At 57.6% G+C, this 21,469-nt stretch carries 22 protein-coding genes and 1 other annotated feature; of the genes, 14 read left to right on the top strand and 8 right to left on the bottom strand.

The features are described from left to right. The first annotated feature begins 1 nt into the window (after position 1). The 13 genes from infC (at position 2) to selO (ending at position 10,659) form a co-directional block, all read left to right on the top strand. A complete protein-coding gene (infC, locus tag EDF81_RS04475) occupies positions 2-544 on the top strand; it encodes a translation initiation factor IF-3 (RefSeq protein ID WP_123346626.1) in 543 nt (180 codons plus the stop codon). A 95-nt stretch (positions 545-639) separates the two neighbouring features. Further along, positions 640-837 carry a 50S ribosomal protein L35 gene (gene rpmI / locus EDF81_RS04470; protein ID WP_012017121.1) on the top strand — a complete coding sequence of 66 codons (198 nt, stop codon included), beginning with the start codon at positions 640-642 and terminating at the stop codon, positions 835-837. Positions 838-887: 50 nt separating this feature from the next. Beyond that, a complete protein-coding gene (rplT, locus tag EDF81_RS04465) occupies positions 888-1,244 on the top strand; it encodes a 50S ribosomal protein L20 (RefSeq protein WP_123346624.1) in 357 nt (118 codons plus the stop codon). 63 nt (positions 1,245-1,307) lie between these two features. Next, positions 1,308-1,432 (top strand) — a sequence feature (Phe leader region). Then, positions 1,313-1,357, top strand: coding sequence for a pheST operon leader peptide PheM (gene pheM, locus EDF81_RS04460; RefSeq protein WP_001386830.1), 45 nt, complete (start codon positions 1,313-1,315; stop codon positions 1,355-1,357). It overlaps the preceding feature by 45 nt. Before the next feature lie 60 nt (positions 1,433-1,492). After that, positions 1,493-2,476, top strand: a complete 984-nt coding sequence (gene pheS / locus EDF81_RS04455) for a phenylalanine--tRNA ligase subunit alpha (RefSeq protein ID WP_123346622.1) — start codon at positions 1,493-1,495, stop codon at positions 2,474-2,476. A gap of 14 nt (positions 2,477-2,490) precedes the next feature. Next, positions 2,491-4,878 carry a phenylalanine--tRNA ligase subunit beta gene (gene pheT, locus EDF81_RS04450; RefSeq protein ID WP_123346620.1) on the top strand — a complete coding sequence of 796 codons (2,388 nt, stop codon included), beginning with the start codon at positions 2,491-2,493 and terminating at the stop codon, positions 4,876-4,878. Positions 4,879-4,882: 4 nt separating this feature from the next. After that, positions 4,883-5,182, top strand: a complete 300-nt coding sequence (gene ihfA, locus EDF81_RS04445; RefSeq protein ID WP_123346618.1) for an integration host factor subunit alpha — start codon at positions 4,883-4,885, stop codon at positions 5,180-5,182. Positions 5,183-5,283: 101 nt separating this feature from the next. Then, complete coding sequence (gene btuC, locus EDF81_RS04440) at positions 5,284-6,264, top strand: vitamin B12 ABC transporter permease BtuC (RefSeq protein ID WP_123346616.1); 981 nt, start codon at positions 5,284-5,286, stop codon at positions 6,262-6,264. 40 nt (positions 6,265-6,304) lie between these two features. After that, positions 6,305-6,856 (top strand): glutathione peroxidase, encoded by a 552-nt coding sequence (locus tag EDF81_RS04435; protein ID WP_123346614.1) that lies wholly within the window; start codon positions 6,305-6,307, stop codon positions 6,854-6,856. Beyond that, positions 6,856-7,605: a vitamin B12 ABC transporter ATP-binding protein BtuD gene (gene btuD / locus EDF81_RS04430; RefSeq protein ID WP_123346612.1), complete on the top strand. Its 750-nt coding sequence runs from the start codon at positions 6,856-6,858 to the stop codon at positions 7,603-7,605. Before EDF81_RS04435 ends, btuD begins: the two co-directional genes overlap by 1 nt. 67 nt (positions 7,606-7,672) lie before the next feature. Next, on the top strand, positions 7,673-8,137 hold the full coding sequence (locus EDF81_RS04425) for a C40 family peptidase (RefSeq protein ID WP_123346611.1): 465 nt from the start codon (positions 7,673-7,675) through the stop codon (positions 8,135-8,137). A 301-nt stretch (positions 8,138-8,438) separates the two neighbouring features. Then, entirely contained in the window at positions 8,439-9,155 is a 717-nt protein-coding gene (locus EDF81_RS04420) for an EAL domain-containing protein (RefSeq protein WP_123346609.1), read from the top strand. Between the two features lie 61 nt (positions 9,156-9,216). After that, entirely contained in the window at positions 9,217-10,659 is a 1,443-nt protein-coding gene (gene selO, locus EDF81_RS04415) for a protein adenylyltransferase SelO (protein WP_123346608.1), read from the top strand. Here selO and EDF81_RS04410 read toward each other — a convergent pair. The 8 genes from EDF81_RS04410 to EDF81_RS04375 form a co-directional block, all read right to left on the bottom strand. Beyond that, positions 10,656-11,435, bottom strand: coding sequence for a heme ABC transporter ATP-binding protein (locus tag EDF81_RS04410; RefSeq protein ID WP_123346605.1), 780 nt, complete (start codon positions 11,433-11,435; stop codon positions 10,656-10,658). The genes selO and EDF81_RS04410 overlap by 4 nt on opposite strands. Beyond that, complete coding sequence (locus tag EDF81_RS04405; protein ID WP_123346603.1) at positions 11,428-12,423, bottom strand: iron ABC transporter permease; 996 nt, start codon at positions 12,421-12,423, stop codon at positions 11,428-11,430. The genes EDF81_RS04410 and EDF81_RS04405 overlap by 8 nt, the downstream gene beginning before the upstream one ends. Further along, positions 12,423-13,241: a hemin ABC transporter substrate-binding protein gene (locus EDF81_RS04400; protein WP_123346602.1), complete on the bottom strand. Its 819-nt coding sequence runs from the start codon at positions 13,239-13,241 to the stop codon at positions 12,423-12,425. The genes EDF81_RS04405 and EDF81_RS04400 overlap by 1 nt, the downstream gene beginning before the upstream one ends. Beyond that, on the bottom strand, positions 13,238-14,269 hold the full coding sequence (locus tag EDF81_RS04395) for a hemin-degrading factor (protein ID WP_123346600.1): 1,032 nt from the start codon (positions 14,267-14,269) through the stop codon (positions 13,238-13,240). The genes EDF81_RS04400 and EDF81_RS04395 overlap by 4 nt, the downstream gene beginning before the upstream one ends. Positions 14,270-14,314: 45 nt before the next feature. Further along, entirely contained in the window at positions 14,315-16,288 is a 1,974-nt protein-coding gene (locus EDF81_RS04390; RefSeq protein WP_123346599.1) for a TonB-dependent hemoglobin/transferrin/lactoferrin family receptor, read from the bottom strand. Between the two features lie 67 nt (positions 16,289-16,355). After that, the gene (gene hemP / locus EDF81_RS04385; RefSeq protein ID WP_123346597.1) at positions 16,356-16,541 is read right to left on the bottom strand and encodes a hemin uptake protein HemP; all 186 of its coding nucleotides are present in this window, start codon (positions 16,539-16,541) and stop codon (positions 16,356-16,358) included. A gap of 178 nt (positions 16,542-16,719) precedes the next feature. Then, positions 16,720-17,766, bottom strand: coding sequence for a 3-deoxy-7-phosphoheptulonate synthase (locus EDF81_RS04380; RefSeq protein WP_123346596.1), 1,047 nt, complete (start codon positions 17,764-17,766; stop codon positions 16,720-16,722). Between the two features lie 142 nt (positions 17,767-17,908). After that, positions 17,909-18,742: a pyruvate, water dikinase regulatory protein gene (locus EDF81_RS04375; RefSeq protein ID WP_123346594.1), complete on the bottom strand. Its 834-nt coding sequence runs from the start codon at positions 18,740-18,742 to the stop codon at positions 17,909-17,911. A 339-nt stretch (positions 18,743-19,081) separates the two neighbouring features. Between EDF81_RS04375 and ppsA the strand changes: the two genes are divergently transcribed. After that, the gene (gene ppsA / locus EDF81_RS04370) at positions 19,082-21,460 is read left to right on the top strand and encodes a phosphoenolpyruvate synthase (protein WP_123346592.1); all 2,379 of its coding nucleotides are present in this window, start codon (positions 19,082-19,084) and stop codon (positions 21,458-21,460) included. Positions 21,461-21,469: the final 9 nt, after the last annotated feature.

Genomic DNA, 21,469 nt, shown 5'->3' with positions numbered 1-21,469 from the left:
TATTAAAGGCGGAAAACGAGTTCAAACGGCACGTCCGAATCGTATTAATGGCGAGATTCGCGCCCAGGAAGTTCGCTTAACAGGTCTGGAAGGTGAGCAGCTGGGTATTGTGAGTCTGAGAGAAGCTATCGAAAAAGCGGAAGAAGCTGGAGTAGATTTAGTGGAAATCAGCCCTAACGCCGAACCGCCAGTTTGTCGTATCATGGACTACGGCAAGTTCCTTTATGAGAAGAGTAAGTCTACAAAGGAACAGAAGAAAAAACAGAAAGTTATCCAGGTTAAGGAAATCAAATTCCGTCCTGGTACCGATGATGGCGACTACCAGGTAAAACTCCGCAGCCTGGTTCGCTTTCTGGAAGAGGGTGATAAAGCTAAGATCACGCTGCGTTTCCGCGGTCGTGAGATGGCTCACCAGCAGATTGGTATGGAAGTGCTTAACCGCGTCCGTGACGATCTGAGTGAACTGGCAGTTGTCGAATCCTTCCCATCGAAGATCGAAGGCCGCCAGATGATCATGGTGCTCGCTCCTAAGAAGAAACAGTAGGCCTTCAAGTAGCAACTCCCGTGAAGCCTTCGGGCTTTATGGGTGTTGTTCGCCTTTGTTTCGTTTATTAACAATGCGAAGTGGAAGTTATTAAAATGCCAAAGATCAAAACCGTACGCGGTGCTGCTAAGCGCTTTAAAAAAACCGGTAAAGGTGGTTTTAAGCACAAACGCGCTAACCTGCGTCATATTCTGACCAAAAAAGCTACCAAGCGTAAACGTCACCTGCGTCCGAAAGCCATGGTTTCCAAAGGCGATCTGGGCCTGGTAATCGCGTGCCTGCCGTACGCATAAGTCGTTAACCTTAAACTTTTTAATTAGAATATAGATACAGGAGAGAGCATATGGCTCGCGTAAAACGTGGTGTAGTTGCCCGTGCACGTCACAAGAAAATTTTGAAACAAGCCAAAGGCTACTACGGTGCGCGTTCACGCGTATACCGCGTTGCCTTCCAGGCTGTTATCAAAGCAGGTCAGTACGCTTATCGTGACCGTCGTCAGAAAAAGCGTCAGTTCCGTCAACTGTGGATTGCGCGTATCAACGCAGCAGCACGTCAGAACGGTATTTCTTACAGCAAATTCATCAACGGCCTGAAAAAAGCCTCTGTTGAAATCGACCGTAAGATCCTGGCTGACATCGCCGTATTCGACAAAGTGGCATTCGCTGCCCTGGTCGAAAAAGCGAAAGTAGCTCTGGCATAAGCCAGTGAGAAGAGGGAGCGTTGCTCCCTCTTTTCGTTTTGTCACTCACCAGACAAGGTAACGCAAGCATGAATGCTGCTATTTTCCGCTTCTTTTTTTACTTTAGCACCTGATTCCAGGAGGCTGATGCGTGAAAGACGAAACGAAAAATTAACGCTCAAAGCCTCCCACGTGGAGGCTTTTTTGTATTATCGGTTTATGCGTCAAAAATCATCGGGGCGGTCTGCACCGAAATAATGAGGAAAATCATGTCACATCTCGCAGAGCTGGTTGCCAGTGCGAAGGCAGCCATTAACCAGGCTTCAGATGTTGCCGCGTTAGACAACGTGCGCGTCGAATATCTGGGCAAGAAAGGGCAGCTGACCCTTCAGATGACCACGCTGCGCGAGCTGCCAGCGGAAGAGCGTCCGGCCGCAGGCGCGGTTATTAACGAAGCCAAAGAGCAGGTACAGCAGGCGCTTAACACCCGTAAAGATGCGCTGGAAGGCGCGGCGCTGAATGCCCGCCTGGCAGCAGAGACCATCGACGTCTCCCTGCCGGGACGCCGTACCGAAAACGGTGGCCTGCATCCGGTGACCCGTACCATCGACCGCATTGAAAGTTTCTTCGGTGAGCTCGGCTTTACCGTCGCGACCGGTCCGGAAATCGAAGATGATTACCATAACTTCGACGCCCTGAACATTCCGGGTCATCACCCGGCACGCGCTGACCACGACACTTTCTGGTTTGATGCCACGCGTCTGCTGCGCACCCAGACTTCCGGCGTGCAGATCCGCACCATGGAAAACCAGCAGCCGCCGATCCGCATTATCGCGCCGGGCCGCGTGTACCGTAACGATTATGACCAGACCCACACCCCAATGTTCCATCAGATGGAAGGGCTGATCATCGATAAAAATATCAGCTTTACCAACCTGAAAGGGACGCTGCACGATTTCCTGCGTAACTTCTTTGAGGAAGATCTGCAGATCCGCTTCCGTCCGTCCTACTTCCCGTTCACCGAACCCTCCGCTGAAGTGGATGTGATGGGCAAAAACGGTAAATGGCTGGAAGTGCTGGGCTGCGGCATGGTGCATCCTAACGTGCTGCGCAACGTGGGTATCGATCCGGAAGTTTACTCCGGCTTTGCCTTCGGAATGGGGATGGAGCGCCTGACCATGCTGCGTTACGGTGTCACCGATTTGCGTTCATTCTTCGAAAACGATCTGCGTTTCCTCAAACAGTTTAAATAAGGGCAGGAATAATAATGAAATTCAGTGAACTGTGGTTACGCGAGTGGGTAAACCCAGCGGTAGACAGCGAAACCCTGTCGGGCCAGATCACCATGGCCGGACTGGAAGTCGACGGCGTTGAGCCGGTTGCGGGCGTCTTCAACGGCGTTGTGGTCGGCGAAGTGGTTGAGTGCGGTCAGCACCCGAACGCCGACAAACTGCGCGTGACCAAAATTAACGTTGGCGGCGAGCGTCTGCTGGATATCGTCTGCGGCGCGGCCAACTGCCGTCAGGGCCTGAAGGTGGCGGTCGCCACTATCGGTGCCGTTCTGCCGGGCGATTTTAAAATTAAAGCGGCGAAGCTGCGCGGCGAACCCTCTGAAGGGATGCTCTGCTCCTTCTCCGAGCTGGGGATTTCCGACGATCACAGCGGCATTATCGAATTGCCGGCGGATGCACCGATTGGCACCGATATCCGTAAATATCTGAAGCTCGATGACAGCACTATCGAAATCAGCGTCACCCCGAACCGTGCCGACTGCTTAGGCATTATCGGCGTGGCGCGCGACGTGGCGGTACTGAATAAAGCCCCGCTGGTGGAGCCGGAAATTGCGCCGGTTGCCGCGACCATCAACGATACGCTGCCGATTACCGTCGAAGCCGCTGACGCCTGTCCGCGCTACCTCGGTCGCGTGGTGAAAGGTATCAACGTCAAGGCGCCGACGCCGCTGTGGATGAAAGAGAAGCTGCGTCGCTGCGGTATTCGTTCTATCGACGCCGTCGTTGACGTCACCAACTATGTGCTGCTCGAACTGGGTCAGCCGATGCACGCCTTCGACAAAGACCGCATCGATGGCGGGATTGTCGTGCGTATGGCGAAAGAGGGTGAGACCCTGGTCCTGCTCGACGGCAGCGAAGCGAAGCTGAACGCCGACACGCTGGTGATCGCCGATCATAACAAGGCGCTGGCTATGGGCGGCATCTTCGGCGGGGAACACTCCGGCGTGAATGATGAAACGCAGAACGTCCTGCTGGAATGCGCTTTCTTTAGCCCGCTCTCCATCACCGGCCGTGCGCGTCGTCATGGCCTGCATACCGATGCCTCTCACCGCTACGAGCGCGGCGTGGATCCGGCGCTGCAGTACAAAGCGATGGAGCGTGCGACCCGTCTGCTGATCGACATCTGCGGCGGTGAAGCCGGTCCGGTTATCGACGTGACTCACGCCGCCGCTCTGCCACAGCAGGCGACCATTACCCTGCGCCGCAGCAAGCTGGACCGTCTGATTGGTCATCATATTGCTGACGACCAGGTGAGCGACATTCTGCGCCGTCTGGGTTGTGACGTGACCGAGGGTCAGGACCAGTGGCAGGCGGTTGCGCCGAGCTGGCGTTTCGATATCGCTATCGAAGAAGACCTGGTCGAAGAAGTGGCGCGTGTTTACGGCTACAACAATATTCCTGACGAGCCGGTACAGGCTGGCCTGATCATGGGCACCCATCGTGAGGCTAACCTGTCTCTGAAGCGCGCGAAAACGCTGCTTAACGATAAAGGTTACCAGGAAGTCATCACCTACAGCTTCGTTGACCCTAAAGTGCAGCAGCTGATCCACCCGGGCGAAGAGTCCCTGATCCTGCCAAGCCCGATCTCCAGCGAAATGTCGGCGATGCGCCTCTCTCTGTGGACCGGTCTGCTGGGCACGGTGGTCTATAACCAGAACCGTCAGCAGAACCGCGTGCGTATCTTCGAAAGCGGCCTGCGCTTTGTACCGGATACTCAGGCTAATCTTGGCATTCGTCAGGATGTTATGCTGGCAGGCGTCATCTGCGGTAATCGCTACGAAGAACACTGGACGCTGGCAAAAGAGAGCGTTGATTTCTATGATTTGAAAGGCGATCTGGAATCTCTGCTCGACCTGACAGGCAAACTCGACGACGTACAGTTCCGTGCTGAAGCCAATCCGGCTCTGCATCCGGGGCAGTCCGCGGCGATTTATCTGAAAGGTGAACGTATTGGTTTTATTGGGGTTGTTCATCCTGAGCTGGAACGTAAACTGGATCTTAACGGCCGCACGCTGGTATTCGAACTGCTGTGGGACAAGCTTGCAGACCGCGTGGTGCCTGCTGCGAGTGAAATTTCACGCTTCCCGGCAAACCGCCGTGATATCGCCGTTGTCGTGGCTGAAAATGTCCCGGCAGCAGATATTTTGGTCGAATGTAAGAAAGTTGGCGCAAATCAGTTAGTTGGCGTAAACTTGTTTGACGTGTACCGCGGTAAGGGTGTGGCGGAGGGCTCTAAGAGCCTTGCTATCAGCCTGATCCTCCAGGATAACAGCCGTACACTCGAAGAAGACGAGATTGCCGCTACCGTCGCCAAATGTGTAGAGGCATTAAAAGAGCGATTCCAGGCATCATTGAGGGATTGAACCTATGGCGCTTACAAAAGCTGAAATGTCCGAATATCTGTTTGATAAGCTTGGGCTTAGCAAACGGGATGCCAAAGAACTGGTAGAGCTGTTTTTCGAAGAGGTTCGTCGCGCTCTGGAAAACGGTGAGCAGGTTAAACTCTCCGGTTTTGGTAATTTTGATTTGCGTGATAAAAATCAACGCCCGGGACGTAACCCGAAAACGGGCGAGGATATTCCCATTACAGCCCGGCGCGTGGTGACCTTCAGACCCGGTCAGAAGTTAAAAAGCCGTGTCGAAAACGCTTCGCCCAAAGCTGAATAATCTGGACTAACTAAAAAGGCCGCTGTTGCGGCCTTTTTTCTTTTCAGGTCCCGGTAAGCTCCGTAAAATCAAACACATCGAATTACTGTCAGATGGATCTTATGTCGCCATTCGCTCAACTTCAGCAGCAGCATAGCCGACGCTGGCTTACCGGCCTGCTGCTGCTATTGCTGCTCTCTCTGGTTATCAGCCTGTGCGCAGGCGATAGCTGGATCGGCCCGCAGGCGTGGTTCAGTGAACGGGGTGAACTCTTTGTCTGGCAGATCCGCCTGCCGCGCACCCTGGCGGTTCTGCTGGTGGGGGCTGCGCTGGCGCTGGCGGGCACCATTATGCAGGCGCTGTTTGATAACCCGCTGGCGGAGCCAGGCCTGCTTGGCGTGTCAAACGGCGCAGGCGTTGGGCTGATTGGCGCGGTACTTCTGGGGCAGGGCATGCTGCCGCTGTGGGCGCTTGGCCTGTCGGCGATCGTTGGCGCGCTGGTCGTGACGTTAATCCTGCTCCATTTTGCCCGTCGGCATATCTCTACCAGCCGTCTGCTGCTGGCCGGCGTCGCGCTGGGGATTATCTGTAGCGCCTTGATGACCTGGGCGGTCTACTTCTCCACCTCTTTTGATCTTCGCCAACTGATGTACTGGATGATGGGCGGCTTCGGCGGCGTCGACTGGCAGCAAAGCTGGCTGATGCTGGCGGTGGTGCCGGTGATGCTGTGGGTATGCCGTCAGGCGCAGCCGCTGAATATCCTGGCGCTGGGAGAAGTTTCGGCCCACCAGCTTGGCCTGTCGCTTTGGCTGTGGCGAAACCTGCTGGTGCTGGCCACCGGCTGGCTGGTCGGGGTCAGCGTGGCGCTGGCCGGTGCGATTGGCTTTATTGGCCTGGTGGTGCCGCATATGCTGCGTTTATGCGGCCTGACCGATCATAAAGTGCTGCTGCCGGCCTGTGCGCTGGCCGGTGGCAGCGTGCTGTTACTGGCCGATATCGCAGCGCGGCTGGTCCTTCCCTCGGCCGAGTTGCCCATCGGGGTGGTGACCGCTACCCTGGGAGCACCGGTGTTTATCTGGCTATTATTAAAAGTCGGTCGCTAAACCCGCGACCAACGTCAGTACCATCAATCAGGAGAACGCTATGCAGCAGGATATTCTGAATACTGAAGTAACCACCCTCGACGGTGAAGAGACGACTCTGGCAGGCTATAAGGGCAATGTCCTGCTGGTGGTTAACGTCGCCTCTAAATGCGGCCTGACGCCGCAGTACGAGCAGCTGGAAGCGCTACAGCAGCGTCTGGAAGCGAAGGGCTTTAGCGTCCTGGGCTTCCCCTGCAACCAGTTCCTGGGCCAGGAGCCGGGCAGCGCGGAAGAGATTAAAACGTTCTGCAGCATGACCTACGGCGTCACCTTCCCGATGTTTAGCAAAATCGACGTTAACGGTGAGCAGCGCCATCCCCTGTACCAGAAACTGGTTGCCGCCGCGCCTGACGCTATTGCGCCAGAGGGAAGCGGTTTTTACGAGCGGATGGCCAGCAAAGGTCGGGCTCCACAGACCCCGGGCGACATCCTGTGGAATTTTGAAAAATTCCTGATTGGCCGTGATGGTCAGGTGATCCAGCGCTTCTCGCCGGACATGACGCCGGACGATCCGCAGCTCGTTACGGCTATCGAGCGGGCGCTGGCGCAGTAATGTCCCTGCTGATGCAGCTACAGAACGTGGCGGAGCAGGGCCGACTGGGGCCGTTTTCCGCCAGCGTCAGGTGCGGAGAAATTCTGCATCTGGTCGGGCCTAACGGCGCCGGGAAAAGCACGTTGCTGACCCGCATGGCGGGCCTGAGTCAGGGCAGAGGGGCGATCCTCTTTAACGACCGCCCTCTGTCCGACTGGCCTGCTGCCACGCTGGCCCGGCATCGGGCGCTGCTGCCTCAACAGCAGACGCCGCCGTTTGCCATGCCCGTCTGGCATTACCTGACTCTGCATCAGCCTGATAAAACCCGGAGCGACCGGCTGGAAAACATCGCCGCCCGGCTCGATTTAACCGACAAGCTGCCGCGCCCGGCCAGGGCGCTCTCCGGCGGAGAATGGCAGCGGGTCAGGCTGGCGGCGGTTATCCTGCAGATTCATCCCGAGGGCAACCCGCAGGGGCAGCTCCTGCTGCTGGATGAACCCATGAACAGCCTCGATGTCGCCCAGCAGGTGGCGCTGGACAGGATGTTAAGCGAGCTTTCCGCCGCCGGGATCGCCGTGGTGATGAGCAGTCACGACCTCAATCACTCCCTGCGCCACGCGCATCGGGTATGGCTGATGCGTGAGGGGCTGCTGATGGCGGACGGTCCGTGCGATGAGGTACTGATGCCGTCGCCTCTGACAGAGGTCTATGGCGTACCGTTCCGCAGCCTGGATGTCGAAGGCCACCGAATGCTAATTGCCGCGGGCTAACGTCTTGCCAGATAGTCAAAAAGCACGTTAAATTATCTGAAAAATTAAACAAAGGATTCGCCTGAATATGCGCTTCGGACTCATTCTGGTGGTGGCACTCTTCCTGGCTGGCTGTAGTTCACATCGCGCACCGCCGCCGAATGCCCGGCTTTCGGACTCCATCACCGTGATTGCCAGCCTGAACGATCAGCTGCAAAACTGGCACGGCACCCCGTATCGCTACGGCGGAATGAGCCAGACGGGCGTTGACTGCTCGGGGTTTGTGCTGCTGACCTTCCGCGACAAATTTGCTATGCAACTCCCGCGTGAGACCCGTCAGCAGGCGACGGTCGGGACGGAGATCGACAAAAACGATCTTCTGCCGGGCGATCTGGTCTTCTTTAAAACCGGCTCGGGCGAAAACGGGCTGCACGTCGGTATTTACGATACGGATAACCAGTTTATTCATGCCTCAACCAGCCGGGGAGTGATGCGCTCCTCGCTGGACAATGTCTACTGGCGGAAAAACTTCTGGCAGGCCAGACGCATTTAACGGTGACGTAGCGAACAAAAAAAGAGGCTTAGCCTCTTTTTTTTTGACCCCGGCATTTTAGCGATATGACTTTAGCCGGATTGACGTTAATTTATCCCGTTATTAATTGTTATGCCTGCTTTAATATTGTGTTAATTGTATTTTATGGATTACAATCAGCGCAATCCGTTAAAAAACGCAGATGTGTTTCTGAAATAAATCAGAAGTTGCTGAAATCTAACTATTAAAAATTAATAAAGTTGAATTCTTTACTTTCTTGCTCCAGGATGCCGGGTATGACCCTTAATGCAGGGCTGGCAAAATGATTGTTACATTTGAACACACATATCGCTCCGAACTTTTATTTCTGCCTGCACGTAACGGCGGCGGTAAGCTCGTGGGTCTGGAAATAATTGCCAATTTCGTCTGCGCCAGCGACGGCAACATTCGCACGCCTACTGAATTGATCCTTCCGCGTCTCAGCGACGAACAGGCCTTAACCCTGTTTCGTGAAAAACTGGCGCTGCTTGAATCATGCCAGCTCTTTTTTATTCAACAGCAGCAGATTGCCTGGATAAATATTACCCCTGCAATTACCACGGCAATCTTATCTGACAATGAACTTGCGGCAACGGTGGATCGTTTTCCCTTTATTGAATTTGCGGTAAATGAAAACTATCCGGCGTTAAATAGCGGGGGCGATAATGAATCCCTGGCCCGGCTGGCAAAGCGTTATCCTGTTGTTCTGGCTAATTTTGGTGCCGGATATGCGTCGACGAAAGCGATCTTCAACTCGCTTTTTTATCGTGTCGCGATGGATAAAAACTTTATTCATCAGCGGCTGACGGAAAACTCGTTTGAGCCCTTTATGCGGGCCATTATTTCGCAAATAGAGCCGTACTGTTCGGCGCTGATGATTGCCGGGATTGATGACGAACACTCACTCCAGCGGGTGATGCGTTTCCCCTTTGCGGCGATGCAGGGCGCGATGTGGCCCGCGGTAGATGCCGCGATGCTGACCAGTCTTATCCAGCAATAACCCTTCTCTCGCCCTGTGTTTAAGCCCGGGCGAAAGCACTACACTTAAGACAGGAGGCGCTATGACCCTGTCTTTTATCACCCGCTGGCGCGATGAGCTGCCAGATTTTTATACCCCACTTAGCCCGACGCCGTTGCATAACGCGCGTCTGCTGTGGCACAACGCTGAGCTTGCCAGCGACCTGGGTATCGACCCGACGCTTTTCCAGCCTGCGCAGGGCGCAGGTGTCTGGGGCGGCGAAACCTTACTGCCGGGCATGTCCCCGCTGGCCCAGGTCTACAGTGGACACCAGTTTGGCGTCTGGGCCGGTCAGCTTGGCGACGGCCGCGGTATTTTGCTTGGCGAACAGCAGTTGGCCAATGGCCGGACGGTGGACTGGCATCTGAAAGGTGCCGGCCTGACGCCGTATTCCCGCATGGGCGACGGACGGGCGGTACTGCGCTCAACGATTCGCGAAAGTCTCGCCAGTGAAGCGATGCACCATCTGGGGATCGCCTCAACCCGCGCCCTGGCTATCGTTACCAGCGACACGCCCGTGCAGCGTGAAAGCGTGGAGCAGGGGGCGATGCTGCTGCGTATTGCCGACAGCCATCTCCGCTTCGGTCACTTCGAGCACTTTTACTATCGCCGCGAGCCAGAGAAGGTTCGCCAGCTTGCCGATTTTGCGATCCGTCATCACTGGCCGCATCTGGCCGAAGAAGCCGATAAATACCTGCTCTGGTTCCAGGACGTGGTGCGGCGCACGGCGGTGATGATTGCCCGCTGGCAGGCGGTGGGTTTTGCCCACGGCGTGATGAATACCGACAATATGTCGATTCTCGGGCTAACCCTGGATTACGGTCCCTACGGCTTTATGGATGACTACCAGCCGGGCCTTATCTGCAACCATTCCGACTATCAGGGACGCTACAGCTTCGATAATCAGCCTGCGGTAGGGTTGTGGAATTTACAGCGGCTGGCACAGACGCTGTCGCCCTTTATGACGCCAGAGCAGCTTAACGACGCCCTGGATGGATACCAGCAGGCATTGCTGAGCGAATATGGCAGGCGGATGCGTGCGAAGCTGGGTCTGTTCAGCGAAGAGCGTGGGGACAATGACCTGCTTAATGAGCTCTTTGACCTGATGCAGCGTGAAGCCAGCGACTATACCCGAACGTTTCGTATGCTCAGCATGACGGAGCAGAACAGCGCCGCCTCGCCGCTACGCGATGAGTTTATTGACCGGGCTGCGTTCGACGGCTGGTTCCAGCGCTACCGTACGCGCCTTCAGCAGGAGAAGATTGCCGATAGCGAACGTCAGTCGCAGATGAAACGGGAAAATCCGGCGCTGGTTCTGCGCAACTGGCTGGCCCAGAGAGCGATTGAGCAGGCAGAGCAGGGGGATAATACGGAGCTGTACCGTCTTCATGCGGCGCTGCGGACGCCATGGCAGGACAGCGACGATGACTATAGCCAGCGTCCGCCATCCTGGGGCAAAGGACTGGAAGTGAGCTGTTCCAGTTAGCGAGTCAGAAACACCTGGGGTGCGGAGCTGGAAGGGTGCTGTCCGACCTGAACGTCCGCGCCGTACCAGCGGGTGATAACGGGAGCCTGGAGAACGGTCTCCGGGCTGCCCTGCGACACAAGCTGACCCTCATGTAACAGCAGAAGACGGTCGGCCCACAGCGCGGCCAGATTCAGGTCGTGCAGCACCATACAGACATGCAGCGGGGCCCGGCGAGTCAGTCCCTGCAGCAGGCGCAGCAGATGTTGCTGATGATAGAGATCCAGGGCCGATGTCGGCTCATCAAGAAACAGGTAGCCTTCCGGCTGGCCGTCGCGCCAGAGCTGGGCCAGCGTTCGTGCCAGCTGAACCCGCTGCTGCTCCCCACCTGACAGTTGCTGCCAGCTGCGTCCGGCAAGCGTTACACAGCCCGTTAGCTGCATCAGTTCGCGGACCAGCGCCGGGTTCGGGTCCGCTTCCCACGGGGCGCGTCCCATCGCAATGACGTCTTCAACCGGCCAGTCAAAACCGAGCTGTGCCTGCTGGCGCATCACCGCCCGACGGCGAGAAAGCGTCTGAGCAGGCCAGGCGGCCAGCGGCTGCCCATCCAGCAGACAGCGTCCGGCCGTGGGTGGCAGAAAGCCGGTCAGCAGACGCAGCAGCGTTGATTTTCCTGCCCCGTTAGGACCAATCAGGGCAACCATTTCTCCCGGCTCCAGGCGCAGAGAAACCTTGTCGATAAGCGTGCGCTGGCCTGCGGAGTAGACCAGCGCTTCGGTGCAAAGAAGACTATTCATGACGGGCCTGCTGGCGGAATATCAGCCATAAAAACCAGGGCGCACCCAGCAGACTGGTTAACAAACCCACCGGCATTTCGGCAGGGGCAACCAGCGTACGGGCGATGGTATCTGCTACCAGCAGCAGGATCGCGCCAACCACCACGGACCCCGGAAGCGTGACCCTGTGATCGGCACCCAGCCACATACGCAGCAGGTGCGGTACGACCAGGCCAATAAAACCAATCACGCCGCTGATGGCAACGGCCGAACCGACCAGCAGGGCGCTGCTGAACAGCAGGATATGACGAACCTGGCGGATATTGACCCCAAGATAGTGGGCCTCTTCGTCCCCGAGCTGCAGCAGATTCAGCTGAGGTGCCAGACGCCAGATAGCCACGACAGCGGGCACCATCAGTGAAACGGCCACCAGCAGCGTGGGCCACTGGGCCTGACCCAGGCTGCCCATTCCCCACAGAGAGAGCTGTCGCAGCTGGGTATCGTTGCTAAGCCAGGAGATCACCCCGACCGCGGCCATACAGAGGGCATTGATGGCGATACCGACCAGCAGCAGTCGCGTGATCCCGCAGGTGCGTTGCTGGCACAGAATAAAGATGATCGCCGTCACCGCCAGGCTGCCGAGAAAGGCGGCCAGCATCGGGGCATAGAGCATTAACAGCGGAGGCAGGCCGACGGCAGGAACCACAATCCACAGTGCCACGGCCAGCGCGGCACCGCTGCTGATCCCAAGCAGACCGGGATCGGCGAGCGGGTTGCGGAACAGCCCCTGCATCACGCAGCCTGCCAGCCCCAGCGCGCCGCCAATTGCCAGCGCCAGCAGCACTCTCGGGAGACGAATAGTCACCCAGATTTGCCACAGCATCGGGTCATCGTTGCGCCAGATCTGGAGCAGCGGTAAACGCATGGCACCAAAGCTGGTCGCCGCCAGGGTTAACAGCAGCAGCAGGCCCAGCAGGGCCCACAGCCAACGGGCGGTACGCAGTGGCATCAGGGGAGCAGCTCCGCACGATCCCGAAGCTCGCGAAGCGCCTCCGGTGTGCGGACGCTAAAGCCGAGCAGGGCCATATCATCCACCAGCAGCACCTGCTTGTTGCGTCCGGCAGGCGTCTGCGCCAGGCCGGGCAACGCCCAGAGTGCGGCTTCTCCGCCCATGGCTTTAACGCCGTCGGCGGAAATCACCACCAGATCCGGGCGGCTGGCGATAATTCCTTCCTGGGAGAGGGGTTGGTAGCGGTTAACGCCCTGAATGGCATTCTGCAGACCGGCGGCACGGATCGCCGCATCGGCTCCGGTTTGCTGCCCGGCCGCCATCGCACTCATCCCGCTATGGCTGAGAATAAACAGCACCCGCTTATTAAGCGGAGTCGCAGGCAGGGCCGCCAGCTGTTCACGCATCTGCTGGCGCAGGGTTTCACCCGCCGCCTCTTTGCCCAGTGCTTCCGCAACCAGGCGGATTTTGCTATCGATAACGCTAATATCATTGCTGCCAGGGAGAGTTGTGACCGCGACGCCGCTGCGCTGGATCTGCTGCAGCGCCAGGGAAGGCTGGGCCTGATCGCTTGCCAGCACCCGATCCGGGCGCAGGGCAAGGATCCCCTCGGCATTGAGCTGGCGCAGATAGCCGACATCGGGCAGCGATTTTGCCTCCGGCGGTGCCAGGCTGGTGCTATCCCGCGCCACCAGGCTCTTACCGGCGCCGAGCGCGTAAACGATTTCGGTGATATCCCCACCCAGCGTTACGACTCTGTCTGAGGCGGCGGACACCGCCAGTGGGAACGCTATCAGCACTGCCAGCCATTTTTTCATGCTGCGAGTCCTCTGCCGGTTAAGGATCCCACCTGCTGACGCCACTGGTCCTGCTCCGGTTCGCCTTCCGTGCGCTGGCCGTACAGCTGTGCAATCTGGGTGCCGTCAGCGGCAAAGAGTTCGAGGCTGGTCACGAATCCGTCGGCGGTTGGCTTGCGGGTGACCCAGCTCTCGGCGATGGTGTCATCGCGCAGGTGCAGCGTGAAGGTGGGATTAAAGATATTCAGCCAGCCTTTCATCGGCGTGAGTTTTTCCACCGCACCGGTAAAGATCTGCACGCAGCCACGGTTGCCGACGAAAACCATGATCTCATTGCCATCCTGCTGCGCTGTGCCCAGCAGCTGCGCCAGGGCGCTGTTATCCACCTGACAGGCCAGATCGTCAGCCACCAGACGGAAAGCCTGCTGACGACTGAGGTTGTGCCGCTTCAGCAGGCCAAAGAACTGGTGCACGTCGGTCATTTCACGCCAGGCGCTATCCAGGGCACTGGCTTCCACGGTGGGCGTCGTCAGCGTCGGCGCGTCGGCGACGGTCAGGACCAGTTCGGGGTTGTCGGCGCGGAGATAGCGGGCCAGCAGATCGCCCCAGGCGGCCATATCGGTCTGGTCGGTGGTATAGACCTTCAGCAGGGCGTCGCCCTGGTGATCAAAAAACTGGATGCTCTGGCGTTCGCCGCGCGGGCCGGTTTCACGAAGATGAAAGACGCTGGCCCACTGGCTGAGAAACAGGCGCAGGTCGAGCGCACGCGGGTTCAGTACCAGCCCCGCATGACCGCCAAGCTGCTGGTGGGTAAAGGCGCCGACCTGCTCATGTACCGCATATTCATTACGGCAGATGCATTTGGTTTCACCTACGGACTCCAGGCTGGCGATAATCTCGCGAATTTCACCCTGGAGACGCCAGGCGTCGTGTCCGACGCGGTACCAGGTTAACTGTGCCTCTGCGATCCCCATCTGTGCGGCGATATCGCGGGCGTATTTGCCTGGATTCTGCTGTTTCAGTTCCAGCCATTGTGCATGGTGATTCATATTGCCCCCTTTCTTAGATGGCCCCGGCATCGCCGGGGCTAACGGTTACCACTGATAGCTTACGAAAACTTTGCCGCTGCGACCGTCCTGAGGCACGCCCTGCGAGGAGGCGTACTCTTTGTCGAAGGCGTTACCCAGCACCAGAGTGGTGGTTAACCCGCGCAGTCCCTGCTGACCCGCATAGCTGACATAGAAATCGCTCAGGCCATAGCCCGCCTGCGGCGTGGCAGTGCGGCTGTTACGCTCGGCGAAAGTGCCTATCCAGCCAACGGAGAAACCGCTCTCTGCCAGAGGAACGTCGAGCTTGCTGGTGACCGTATCCGGACTGATGCTGTCAATCCACTCGCCGGTGTCTTTATCTTTCCCACGGGTGCGGTTATAGGCCACTTCGAGGCCAAACAGATCCGTGCGGTAGCTGGACATCACGTCCCAGCCCCAGATTTTCGCGCCCGGCACGTTGATGGAGGTGGTGGTGCGGCCCGGGAAGTCGACCGAGGTGGTAATGTAATTTTTGGCGTCGGTATCGAAATAGCTGGCCTTGAACTCAAGGGCGTCATTGGCCATCAGCAGATCGTCGAAATGCAGCCCGAAGCCTGCTTCCTGGCTCTGGTTGGTTTCCGGTCGCAGGTTCGGGTTCGGGACGAAGTAGTTGGTAAACGGCCCGGCGGCGAAGTGCATAGAGTCGTTATACATTTCCCCCATGGTCGGGGCACGGAAGGCCTGCGCCCATGAGCCAAACAGCATCAGCCAGTCGGTCGGGTTGACGGTCATCCCGGCGCGGGAAGACCACTTATCCGCGTTGACATCTGCATAGCCATCGCTGCTGCCCTTGTAGTTATCGTAGCGGGTACCTGCAAGGAGGGTCACCGGCAGATCGCGCAGGGTGATTTCATCCTGTAACCAGCCGGAGCTGAAATCAATTTTAGCCTGCGGGAAGCCGGTCGTGCCGCCGGCCGGCTGCTGTTCCTGACGGTAATATTCACCGCCCCAGGTCACCAGGTGAGAGGCCGCGCTGTCGCTAAAGAGGCGGCTGCGGTTCTCCAGCTTACCGCCCTTGGTGGTCTGCTCGCGATACTCTGGCTCTATCTGCGCATTTTTGGCGGCGATGCGCACTTCAGACCAGTACAGCTTCGCGGTCGCATCCAGCCAGGCGAGATCGGCCGGATTCAGCTGGTAGCCCAGTTGGGCATCGCGCTGGATAGTAGAGCGGTCTACCATCACCGTGCTGCTTGTCGCTTCTCCCGCCGTCTGCGGGTTTTTCGGCTGGCGGGCGTCGTTATTGTAGTAACGGAATGAACCGCTTAAGGTCTGGGCGTCATCGAGTTTCCAGCTGCCTTTTGCCAGCATATTGCTGATGTTTTCATCATTCGGCGCTTTTTTACCGTCGCTCTGGCGGATATCACCCCGGTCGCGGCTTGACCAGGAGACCACGCCGTCCAGCGTATCGGTGCGGCCAAAGGCGCTGGCACCCATGCCCAGGCTGCTGTCGCCGGTCGCACCCGTACCAAATACGCGGTAGCCGCTGTTCTGGCCTTCGTGCAGCAGGTCGCGGGCATCTGCCGTGTCGTAGCTAATCACGCCGCCCATCGCGCCGCTGCCGTAGAGCATGGCGGCAGGGCCGCGTACCACTTCAATACGCTTAACCAGCGCCGGGTCGAGGAAGGTGCTGTTCAGGTGGCCGGTGTCGGTGCCCTGGCGAACGCCATCCACCAGCATCAGTACGCCGCGACGGTCGTAGCCGCGCAGGCTGACATCCTGGCCATTGGTGCGTCCGGTGCCGCTGAGGGTCAGGCCTGGCACATAGCGCAGCAGATCGGCGGCGGAGGAGGCGGTCCGGTTTTCCGGCGCGCTGGGGTCGATCACGCTGACCATCATTGGCGCTTCAAAGGCGCTGCGGCTATTACCGGTTGCGGTAACGGTGATTTCATCCGTCGCCGCCAGGGCCGGTGCGGAAATGGCTGTGGTAATCGCCAGCGCTATCAAAGAACGACGAGGTAGCGCAAAAGAGGACAAAGGCATAGCAACTCTCCAGAGTGTGTGAAAAGCGCTGGCTGCCTCGGCGGACCTGGGTGGCTGGCGGTTTGTTTTATTTTGTCAGGATCAGTTTTCCGGCATGGGTCCGGCGCAGCAAATAGTGCTGCCCGTCATGCTCGATAATGACCCGACCTTCCGGGCCCAGCAGGATTTCACTGGCAATGCGGCGATCGCTGTCGACCGGCCGCGGTGTCGTGTCTTTGCGCGAGGGCAAAGTGGCGGTAGCTGTGTTGTCCATAGTCAGGATTCTGTAAATGAAAATTCATATAACAATAATAATCATTATCATCAAAGTGAAATTTTCGGGCAAGCGTTATTTGTGAAAAAGTTGTGACCGAATCAGATAAAACGTAGGCGTAATAACGAGGGGAAAAGTAAGGAAATAACCCCGCCGACCCGTGACGGCGGGGTGAAAATCAGCCGCGAGTCTTAACCGCCGACGCCAGGTTGTCCAGCAGCGTTTCGCTATCCTCCCAGTTCAGGCAAGGATCGGTAATCGACTGGCCGTAAACCAGCGGTTTTCCGGCTGAGATGGCCTGGGTCCCTTCCTGAAGGAAGCTCTCCACCATCACGCCGACGATAGCGCGGGAGCCCGCGCGGATCTGCTGGCAGACATCATCGCAGACCGTCATCTGGCGGCGGTGCTGTTTCTGACAGTTGCCGTGGCTGAAATCGACCACCAGATGCTCCGGCAGGGCGAATTCACGCAGGGTTTCACAGGCGCTGGCGATATCCTGTGTGTGGTAGTTAGGCGCTTTGCCGCCGCGCATAATGATATGACCGTAGGGATTGCCGCTGGTCTGATAGATGGTCATCTGGCCGTTTTTATCCGGCGACAGGAACATATGGCTGGCACGGGAGGCGCGAATGGCGTCAACCGCAATCCGCGTGTTGCCGTCGGTGCCGTTTTTAAAGCCGATCGGGCAGGAGAGCGCCGACGCCATTTCCCGATGGATCTGACTTTCGGTGGTCCGTGCCCCGATTGCGCCCCAGCTAATCAGGTCGGCGGTAAACTGGCCGGTAACCATATCAAGGAACTCGGTGGCCGCCGGTACGCCGAGCGTGTTAACGCCCACCAGCAGTTTGCGCGCCAGTTCCAGACCGTGATTGACCCGATAGCTGCCGTTAAGATCCGGGTCGGAAATCAGGCCTTTCCAGCCGACGACGGTGCGCGGTTTCTCAAAATAGGTGCGCATGACGATTTCGAGGTGCGCCTGATGCTTCTCACGAGCGCTCTGCAGACGACTGGCATACTCCATCGCGGCTTCAGGATCGTGAATAGAGCAGGGGCCGATAATCACCAGCAGTCGGTTATCCTGGCCGTTAAGGATCTTCTCAATGCGACGACGTGATTCGGTAATATGCGTCGCCAGCTCAGAAGAGACCGGATGCCGCTGCATCAGCTCGGCTGGCGTGACCAGGCCATCGATGCGAGCGGTACGAAGTTCATCTGTTTTACTCATTGGGTGTCTCAGAAATAGATGGCTTCCTCGGCACGATGCCGGGAAGTGATGGTCATCACGATAAACCAATTCCTGCTGAATTCAAGTTTGCAGCAGGATGCATAACAGATAGCGGCATATTACCGGGTGTTAAACCGGGATTTCAGTACATACGCCGACTTAATCCTCTGATATCGAGAATTTTGGTGGCAATTTCTTCTACCGAATAGTTGGTGCTGTTCAGGCAGGGGATCTGGTGTCGACGATAGAGCGCTTCGACCTCGGTCACCTCCATCCGACACTGGCGCAGCGAGGCATAGCGGCTGTTTTCACGTCGCTCTTCACGGATCGCCGCCAGCCGCTCCGGGTTGATGGTCAGGCCAAAGAGCTTATGCTGCAGCGGTTTGAGCGCGGCGGGCAGGACCAGGTTATCCATATCGTCGGCAATAAAGGGGTAGTTGGCGGCGCGGATCCCGAACTGCATCGCCAGGTAGAGGCTGGTCGGCGTTTTACCGCAGCGGGAAACGCCCAGCAGTATGACCTGGGCCTGATCCAGATTGCGCAACGAAATGCCGTCGTCATGGGCCAGGGTGTAATCAATTGCGGCAATGCGGGCGTCATATTTCGTCAGATTCCCTGGCGTCAGCCCGTGCGTACGGTGGGCGACGGGCGTCGGATCCAGTTTTAATTCCTGCTGCAGCGGGGCCACCAGGGCCTGGACGATATCCTGACAAAAACCTTCGCTCTGCACGATAATGGCGCGGATCTCCGGCAGCACAATCGAGTAGAACACCAGCGGACGGGTGCCGGTCTGCTGATAAATCGCGTCGATCTGATCCTTCACCGCCCGCGCACGGCTCTCATTTTCCACAAAAGGCAGCGTGATGCTGTTAATCGCCACCGGAAACTGCGACATCACCGCATGGCCGAGCACTTCTGAGGTAATGGCGGTGCCATCGGAAATATAAAAGACGTGGCGATCGACAGCATTTTCCATTTTTACCCTTCCGGAATATTTCGGTTAATTGCCTGAAAGCATAAATTAAAATTGGGGCACAGGCATAACGTTGTTGAATGATTTTTAAAAATGAAACGCTATTTTTATTTTAAATGAAATGCACGGTTCATTTTTACAATCTGGTCAATAATCGACAGTTTTTTGTGGGATTCCTGAACAATCATGAACTTAGCTCATTATGGAATCAGTCTGAAAATGCAAAAAATAAATTTGCTTGAACGATTCACCGTTTTTTCATCGTTGTGAAATATGCCAGGATAATTCGTGCAATAAGCCAATTTTTTGTTTTCGTCCATTCATCACAAAAGGATTGTTTCGATGTCCAATAATGGCTCGTCACCGCTGGTACTCTGGTACAACCAACTCGGTATGAATGATGTTGACCGGGTGGGAGGCAAAAATGCCTCGCTGGGGGAAATGATCACGAACCTTTCCGGGATGGGCGTTTCCGTCCCGAACGGGTTTGCCACCACCGCTGACGCTTTTAATCAGTTTCTTGACCAGAGCGGCGTCAATCAGCAAATTTATGCGCTGCTGGATGAAACTGACATCGATGACGTCACCGCGCTGGCGAAAGCCGGGGCGCAAATCCGTCAGTGGATAATCGACACGCCTTTTACGCCCGCTCTGGAGCAGGCGATCCACGAGGCCTATAACCAGCTCTCTGCCGATGATGCTGACGCCTCCTTTGCCGTGCGCTCTTCCGCCACCGCGGAAGATATGCCCGATGCCTCCTTTGCCGGACAGCAGGAGACGTTCCTGAATGTTCAGGGCTATGACGCAGTGCTGGTGGCGGTGAAGCACGTCTTCGCTTCCCTGTTTAACGATCGCGCCATCTCCTACCGCGTGCATCAGGGCTATGACCACCGGGGCGTCGCGCTTTCGGCGGGCGTACAGCGTATGGTGCGCTCGGATCTGGCCTCCTCTGGCGTCCTGTTCTCCATCGATACAGAATCCGGTTTCGACCAGGTGGTCTTTATCACCTCCGCGTGGGGGCTGGGTGAGATGGTGGTGCAGGGGGCGGTGAACCCGGACGAATTCTACGTACACAAACCTACCCTGGCGGCCGGTCGTCCGGCGATTGTGCGCCGTACCATGGGATCGAAAAAAATCCGCATGGTCTACGCGCCGACCCAGGAGCACGGCAAGCAGGTGCGCATTGAAGATGTGCCTCAGGAGCAGCGTGACCGCTTCTCCCTGACGGATGACGAGGTCCAGGCTCTGGCGCAGCAGGCGGTGCAGATTGAGAAGCACTACGGCCGCCCGATGGATATCGAGTGGGCGAAAGATGGCCACACCGGCAAACTGTTTATCGTCCAGGCGCGCCCGGAAACCGTCCGCTCCCGTGGGCAGGTGATGGAGCGCTACACCCTGCACGCTCAGGGGCGCATCGTCGCTGAAGGCCGTGCCATTGGCCACCGTATCGGTGCCGGTCCGGTGAAAGTGATCCACGATATCAGCGAAATGAACCGCGTCGAGGCGGGTGATGTGCTGGTGACCGATATGACCGACCCGGACTGGGAGCCGATCATGAAAAAGGCGGCGGCCATTGTCACCAACCGCGGCGGTCGTACCTGCCATGCGGCGATTATCGCCCGTGAACTGGGGATCCCGGCGGTAGTTGGCTGCGGTGATGCCACCGAGCGCCTGAAAGACGGCGAGAAGGTCACCGTCTCCTGTGCGGAAGGCGATACCGGCTACGTTTATGCCGAGATGCTCGACTTTAGCGTGAAAAGCTCCAGCATCGACACCATGCCGGATCTGCCGCTGAAAATCATGATGAACGTCGGTAACCCGGATCGGGCCTTTGACTTCGCCTGCCTGCCTAATGAAGGCGTGGGCCTGGCCCGTCTGGAATTTATTATCAACCGCATGATTGGCGTACACCCGCGCGCGCTGCTGGAATTTGATGACCAGGAGCCAAAACTGCAGGACGAAATCCGTCAGTTAATGAAAGGCTTCGACTCGCCGAAAGAGTTCTACGTGGGCCGCCTGACCGAAGGCATTGCCACGCTGGGCGCGGCCTTCTGGCCGAAGCGGGTCATTGTCCGTCTCTCCGACTTTAAGTCTAACGAGTACGCCAACCTGGTCGGCGGTGCGCGCTACGAGCCGGAAGAAGAGAACCCGATGCTGGGCTTCCGTGGCGCCGGACGCTACGTGGCGGATAGCTTCCGCGACTGCTTCGCGCTGGAGTGTGACGCCGTGAAGCGGGTGCGTAACGAAATGGGGCTGACCAACGTCGAAATCATGGTGCCGTTCGTGCGCACCGTCGATCAGGCCAAAGCCGTTGTCGATGAACTGGCGCGTCAGGGCCTGAAGCGCGGCGAGAACGGTCTGAAAATCATTATGATGTGCGAAATCCCGTCGAACGCGCTGCTGGCGGAGCAGTTCCTTGAGCACTTCGACGGCTTCTCTATCGGTTCCAACGATATGACGCAGCTGGCGCTGGGCCTGGACCGCGACTCCGGCGTGGTTTCCGAACTGTTCGATGAGCGTAACGACGCAGTGAAAGCGCTGCTGTCGATGGCGATCCGTGCGGCGAAGAAACAGGGCAAATACGTCGGTATTTGCGGTCAGGGTCCGTCCGATCACGAGGACTTCGCGGCCTGGCTGATGGAAGAGGGCATCGACAGCCTCTCTCTTAACCCGGACACCGTGGTGCAGACCTGGCTGAGCCTGGCGGAATTACGTAAGTAGCAGATAGTG

Source organism: Enterobacter sp. BIGb0383 (assembly GCF_003751845.1).
In the GTDB taxonomy this organism is placed as follows: domain Bacteria; phylum Pseudomonadota; class Gammaproteobacteria; order Enterobacterales; family Enterobacteriaceae; genus BIGb0383.
Note: the sequence above shows the minus strand (reverse complement) of the source record. Positions and strands in the feature narration are given on the sequence as shown.

Bases quoted from the DNA above. Each gene is read 5' to 3' on its own strand.
- rpmI (WP_012017121.1), top strand. From the start codon at position 640: ATGCCAAAGATCAAAACCGTACGCGGTGCTGCTAAGCGCTTTAAAAAA.
- rplT (WP_123346624.1), top strand. From the start codon at position 888: ATGGCTCGCGTAAAACGTGGTGTAGTTGCCCGTGCACGTCACAAGAAA.
- pheS (WP_123346622.1), top strand. From the start codon at position 1,493: ATGTCACATCTCGCAGAGCTGGTTGCCAGTGCGAAGGCAGCCATTAAC.
- pheT (WP_123346620.1), top strand. From the start codon at position 2,491: ATGAAATTCAGTGAACTGTGGTTACGCGAGTGGGTAAACCCAGCGGTA.
- ihfA (WP_123346618.1), top strand. From the start codon at position 4,883: ATGGCGCTTACAAAAGCTGAAATGTCCGAATATCTGTTTGATAAGCTT.
- btuC (WP_123346616.1), top strand. From the start codon at position 5,284: ATGTCGCCATTCGCTCAACTTCAGCAGCAGCATAGCCGACGCTGGCTT.
- EDF81_RS04435 (WP_123346614.1), top strand. From the start codon at position 6,305: ATGCAGCAGGATATTCTGAATACTGAAGTAACCACCCTCGACGGTGAA.
- btuD (WP_123346612.1), top strand. From the start codon at position 6,856: ATGTCCCTGCTGATGCAGCTACAGAACGTGGCGGAGCAGGGCCGACTG.
- EDF81_RS04425 (WP_123346611.1), top strand. From the start codon at position 7,673: ATGCGCTTCGGACTCATTCTGGTGGTGGCACTCTTCCTGGCTGGCTGT.
- EDF81_RS04420 (WP_123346609.1), top strand. From the start codon at position 8,439: ATGATTGTTACATTTGAACACACATATCGCTCCGAACTTTTATTTCTG.
- selO (WP_123346608.1), top strand. From the start codon at position 9,217: ATGACCCTGTCTTTTATCACCCGCTGGCGCGATGAGCTGCCAGATTTT.
- EDF81_RS04410 (WP_123346605.1), bottom strand. From the start codon at position 11,435: ATGAATAGTCTTCTTTGCACCGAAGCGCTGGTCTACTCCGCAGGCCAG.
- EDF81_RS04405 (WP_123346603.1), bottom strand. From the start codon at position 12,423: ATGCCACTGCGTACCGCCCGTTGGCTGTGGGCCCTGCTGGGCCTGCTG.
- EDF81_RS04400 (WP_123346602.1), bottom strand. From the start codon at position 13,241: ATGAAAAAATGGCTGGCAGTGCTGATAGCGTTCCCACTGGCGGTGTCC.
- EDF81_RS04395 (WP_123346600.1), bottom strand. From the start codon at position 14,269: ATGAATCACCATGCACAATGGCTGGAACTGAAACAGCAGAATCCAGGC.
- EDF81_RS04390 (WP_123346599.1), bottom strand. From the start codon at position 16,288: ATGCCTTTGTCCTCTTTTGCGCTACCTCGTCGTTCTTTGATAGCGCTG.
- hemP (WP_123346597.1), bottom strand. From the start codon at position 16,541: ATGGACAACACAGCTACCGCCACTTTGCCCTCGCGCAAAGACACGACA.
- EDF81_RS04380 (WP_123346596.1), bottom strand. From the start codon at position 17,766: ATGAGTAAAACAGATGAACTTCGTACCGCTCGCATCGATGGCCTGGTC.
- EDF81_RS04375 (WP_123346594.1), bottom strand. From the start codon at position 18,742: ATGGAAAATGCTGTCGATCGCCACGTCTTTTATATTTCCGATGGCACC.
- ppsA (WP_123346592.1), top strand. From the start codon at position 19,082: ATGTCCAATAATGGCTCGTCACCGCTGGTACTCTGGTACAACCAACTC.